This window comes from Actinosynnema sp. NPDC023658 (genome assembly GCF_040639995.1).
Taxonomy (GTDB): Bacteria; Actinomycetota; Actinomycetes; order Mycobacteriales; family Pseudonocardiaceae; genus Actinosynnema.
Window position 1 is genome coordinate 1 of sequence record NZ_JBFAAX010000420.1, and the last position, 5,070, is coordinate 5,070.

A 5,070-nucleotide genomic window follows, 5' to 3' on the forward strand; every position below is an offset into this window, starting at 1 on the left:
GTCGCGTTGGGGCTCGCCGGCTGGTACGGCGGCACGTAGCCGCTGCCGGTGGGCGGGGTGTAGCCGCTGCCGGAGGGCGGCGCGTAGTTGCCGCCCTGGTAGTTGTAGTTCGTGTTGGCCGGGGTGTACGGGTTCGCCACCGGCACCTGCGCCGCCGCGGCGGCGGCCGTGGTGCCCTCCGGCCGGTACATCGGCTGCGGGACCGACGGCGCGGCGGTGCCGGCCGCGTACGTGCTGCCGCCATAGGAGCCGGGTGCGTTCTGGTACGACGCCGCGGCGGGCGGGGAGTACGCGGCGGGCTGCGCCGGCGTCGCCTGCTGCGCCGGCTGGTAGGACCGCTCCACCGACTGCGCGGCCTGCACCTGCTGGGCCGGCTGCGTCGCGGTGTAGGCGGAGGCCGCGGTCGCGCCGCCCCCGCCGTTGGGGCCGCTGTCCAGGGCCGCGTCCGCCAGCGTGGCCGTCGCCGCGGTCCGCGCCAGCGCGAGCTGAGGCTCCTCGGTGCGCCCGGTGACCGGGTTGAACGGCGCGCTGAACCGCGGCGTGCTCTGGTCGACCGCCTGCGACTCGCGCTCCATGGTGGTCATGACCGTCACGGCGTGCTCGTGCAGCGCCCGCGCCTTGTCGTTGGCCGCCTGCACGTCGGCCGCGGAGCTGGCCAGCCCCTGGATGCCGCCCGCGGTGAACGCGCCCGTGGCCTGGTCCCAGTTGAACACGACCGGCTCGGGCATGCTCGCCCGGGCGTTCTCCATGATCTGGCTCTCGTCCTGCACCCGCTTGCCGACCTCGACCGCGGTCTCGGCGGTGTGCGTGACCCAGTCGGCCAGGCCCTTGATCGCGAGCCGCGCCGCGTCCGCCGCGTCGCCCGTCCAACCGGACTCGCTCACCGCGACCCGCTCGTTGATCAACCGGGCGGCCTCGGTCAGCTCGGTGCCGAACTGGCCCCACTCCGCGCCGATTTCACCCGTCTGACCGGGGTCGTTGTTGTTGTGCACCGCCTCGTACAGCTCCTGGTGCGACCGCGACGCCCAGTTCTGGGTGTCGGTCAGCACCAGGTCGATCTCGTGCTCGTCGTGCGCCAGCCGCTTCGCCTGGGCCACCTGCGCGACCCGCGTCGCCCGTGCCACCTGCTCGTCCGCCATGGTCGTCGGCCCCCCTCTAGTTCCCGCTCAGCTTGGTCAGCTCGGTGCCGTGCTCCTCGTCGACCGCGGTGAAGTTGCGGATCGCGCTCTGCACCGAGTCGTGCGTCTGCTGAAGCACCTCGCGGTAGGCCGTCATCACGGCCACGAACGAGCGCGGGTCGCCGTCGGCGCGCGTCTCGAACTTCTGCGCCAGCCGGTCACCCACCGGGTTCGCGCCGATCGGCGCGGGACGGGCGAGCCGACCGGCCCGCTCCAGCCACGAGTCGACCTGGTCGATCTGCTCCAGGAGCATCTTGCGCAGCTCGTCGCCGGTGGCGGGATCGAGCGACACCCGGCCGGAGTTCACGGTCTCCTGGAGTGCCACGACCTGACCGTTGACGGTCGGGACCTCCTGGGGCGGGGCCACTTCATCCCCGTTCTCGGCGATGTACATCGGTATCCCTCGCGAAGGCAGCCTGCTGGACGAAACCCACCATCCCGGTGCCCTCCAACGCCCGGCCAACGCGCGCCCAACGCGGTCCGCCGGAGTGCGGTGACGACTGTGGGAAACTCATCGACTACACGGTGACAACGCCGAAAGGGCTTGCGGATGCGGGTGAACCTGCTCGGCCCCGTTGAGCTGGTTTCCGCAGGTGGGGAAGCGGTTCGGCTGGGCGCGGCCAAGCGGCGGACGGTCCTGGCGGCACTCGCGCTCGAACTCAACCGGGTGGTGTCCGGAGACCGCCTGCTCGACGTCGTGTGGGACGGCTCACCCCCGCCGCAGGCCAAGGCCGCGCTCCAGGGCCACATCGCGCAGCTCCGCAAGGTGCTCGGCGCCGGGGTGGCGCTGGTCACCCGCGCCCCCGGCTACGTGCTGACCGGCGAGCGCGCGGCCGTCGACGTGTTCCGGTTCGAGGACCTGCTGGTCGCCGCCCGCGACGCGCCGGACGAGGACGCCGTGCGGCTGCTGCGGGAGGCGTTGGCGCTGTGGCGCGGGCCGGTGCTGGCCGACGTCCCGGGCGACCACCTGCGCGAGGCGGTGTCCGCGCGGCTGGAGGAGCTGCGGCTGGTGGCCGTGCAGGAGCTGGCCACCCGGCTGACGCGGCTGGACCGGGCGGGTGAGGCGGTGTCCGGGCTGCGCGACGCGGTGGACGCCAACCCGCTGCGCGAGGCGTTGGTGTCCCGGCTGGTGCTGGCGCTGCACCTGACCGGGCGGCAGGCCGAGGCGCTGGCGCTGTTCCACCGGACGAGGGAGCGGCTGGCCGACGAGCTGGGCGTGGACCCCGGTCCGGAGCTGCGCGAGGCCTACCGGGTCGTGCTGGCGGGCGACGCCGCGCCGACGCCGCCGGTGGACCGGGTGGCCGCCGAGCCGTCGCGGGAGCACCGGGCGCCGGCGCAGCTGCCGCGCGAGCACCGGGGGTTCGTCGGGCGCGAGGTGGAGCTGTCGGACCTCGACGCGAGCCTGAACGGGCAGGACTCGGCGATCGGGCTGCTGGTCGGTCCGGCCGGGGTGGGCAAGACGGCGCTGGCGCTGCGCTGGGCGCACGGCGTGGCCGCCGACTTCCCGGACGGGCAGCTGTTCGTGAACCTGCGCGGGTTCGACGAGACCGAGCCGCTGGACCCGCGCACGGCGCTGGTCGGGTTCCTGCGGGCGCTGGGGCTGACCGACTCGCAGATCGCGGTGGACCTGGAGGACCAGGCCGCGCAGTACCGGTCGTTGCTGGCCGGGCGGCGGGTGCTGGTGTTCCTGGACAACGCCCGCTCGGCCGAGCAGGTCCGGCCGCTGCTGCCCGGATCGCCGCGGTGCCTGGTGCTGGTGACGAGCCGGCACCGGTTGGACGACCTGGTGGTGACGGAGGGCGCGTCGTCGCTGCACGTGCCGACGTTGCCGGAGGAGAGCGCCGAGCACCTGCTGGTCGCGCTGCTGGGGCGGCAGCGCACCGAGCAGGAGCCGGAGGCGGTGGCGGAGCTGGTGGAGCTGTGCGACCGGCTGCCGCTGGCGTTGCGGATCGCGGGCGCGCGGTTGGCGTCGCGGCCCCGGTGGACGATCCAGTCGCTGGTCGACGAGCTGCGCGACGAGCAGGGCCGGCTGTCGGCGTTGTCGCTGCCGGAGGCGGGGCGCGGGGTGCACGCGGCGCTGGCGGTGAGCTACCGGGAGCTGCCCGAGGGTGCGGCGCGGCTGCTGCGGCGGCTCGGCCTGCACCCCGGGACCGACCTGGACAGCTACGCTGCGGCGGCGCTGCTGGACATCAACGTGGTCAGCGCCCGCACGCACCTGCGCACGCTGGCGTACGCGAACCTGCTGCACGAGTCGACGCCCGACCGGTACTCGCGGCACGACCTGGTGCGGCTGTTCACCCACCACCTCGCCGCGACGGAGTCCGGAGTGGACAACCAGGTGGCGACGAACCGGTTGCTGGACTACTACCTGCACGTCGCGGACCGGGCGAGGGCGCACCTGTCCGACCACGTGCGGCCGTTCGGGCCGCCGGAGCACCGGCCCGCGTCGTTCCCGGAGCTGTCGTCGCACGCGGCGGCGCTGGACTGGTTCACGCTGGAGGAGGCGAACCTCGGGCTGGCGCTGGACATCGCGCTCAACGGCGGGCAGCGGGAGCGGACGTGGCAGCTCGCGCTGTGCCTGGACGCGTTCCACTTCCGCCGGGGCAACCGGCTGGACCGGTTGGCGTTGTGCCGCATCGGGTTGGCGGCGACGCGCGAGCTGGGCGACCGGCACGCCGAGGCGACGTTCCTGCTGCGGCTGGGGTCGACGTTGGCCGACCTGGGCCGGATCGAGGAGGCCGTGCGGGCGTGCCGGCGGGCGGCGTCGTTGGCCGACGGCGACCGGCACCTGGAGCTGGCGGCGTTGGCGAACCTGGGGTACTGCCTGATGGCCGACGACCAGCTCGACCGGGCGCAGGAGACGATCCTGGAGGCGCTGGAGGTGGCGCGGGAGGTCGGTGACAACCGGTCGCAGGCGAGCATCCAGAACAACCTGGCGAACGTGCTGCTGCGCAAGCACCAGCCGGAGGAGGCGTTGCGGCACGCGCGGGAGGCGCTGGGCCTGTTCCCGTCCGCGCCGTCGAAGGCGCACACGGCGACGTTGCACACGGTCGGTGCGGCGTCGCAGCAGCTGGGGCGTGCCGACGAGGCCCTTGAGTCGTACCGCGCGGGGTTGGCGCTGGCGGCCCGCCTGGGTGATCGCTACCAGGAGGCGTTGTGCCACCGGGCGATCGGGGACGTGCTGGAGCAGTCCGAGGGCACCGCCGCCGCCCGCCCGCACTGGCAGGCGGCCCTGGACCTGTACCGCGACCTGCGCCTGCCCGACGCCGACGACCTGGCCGCCAAGCTGACCCTGACCGCCTGCCCCTGACCCGCTCGCACCACCTGAGCGTTGAACTCACCTGTCGTGAGCGTAGGACTCTCGCGTCCTGAACGTAGGACTCTCGCGTCCTGGAGGTAGGACACGCGGGTGTGCTCGATCTTGGGGTCGCGCGCTGGACGTGCCGGCCGGGGCTGCTCGGTTCACCCTGTCGGGTGAGGGCGCACGGCGGGCACCACCAGCCGTGACGACACTGGAGGTCGGCTCTGCACGTCCACCACCGAGGACGGACGGGTCGGCGTGGGAGGGCGTCGCCCGACCGACCCGGACGGAGGCCTGATGGAGGTGTCCTCGGCCGCCCTCGCGGCCGACTTGCGCAGGCTCCGCCGCGGTCGCGGGGTCCAGGGAGCGCGCCTCGGCGACGAGGTCGGTCCGGCGTTGCGGGCGCTGTGCGGCGTCGGCGACACCGACGCGCACGCCGCCGTCCGGGAGAAGGTGCGCGGGATGTTGCGCGGGTGGAGCGAAGGCCTGCCGGCCGACCTCCAGGCCGTGTTCATCGCCGCCCTCGCGCTGGACGTCGAGGTGGCGGACAAGTTCCTGGGCGATCGGGAGCGGTCGCGGGGCGTCGCCGTG

Annotated in this window: 3 protein-coding genes and 1 pseudogene; 2 read left to right on the top strand and 2 right to left on the bottom strand. The window is 74.1% G+C overall.

Annotated features, from left to right (window positions below):
* A partial coding sequence (locus AB0G02_RS27930; protein WP_360799396.1) for a PPE domain-containing protein occupies positions 1–1,139 on the bottom strand: 1,139 nt, incomplete at its 3' end.
* 16 nt (positions 1,140–1,155) lie between these two features.
* Positions 1,156–1,572 carry a hypothetical protein gene (locus AB0G02_RS27935; RefSeq protein WP_360799399.1) on the bottom strand — a complete coding sequence of 139 codons (417 nt, stop codon included), beginning with the start codon at positions 1,570–1,572 and terminating at the stop codon, positions 1,156–1,158.
* A gap of 156 nt (positions 1,573–1,728) precedes the next feature.
* On the opposite strand from AB0G02_RS27935, the gene AB0G02_RS27940 reads away from it, so the two are divergent.
* Positions 1,729–4,488, top strand: a complete 2,760-nt coding sequence (locus tag AB0G02_RS27940; protein ID WP_360799402.1) for a BTAD domain-containing putative transcriptional regulator — start codon at positions 1,729–1,731, stop codon at positions 4,486–4,488.
* A 288-nt stretch (positions 4,489–4,776) separates the two neighbouring features.
* Positions 4,777–5,070: pseudogene (locus AB0G02_RS27945) on the top strand (hypothetical protein); the annotation flags it as partial.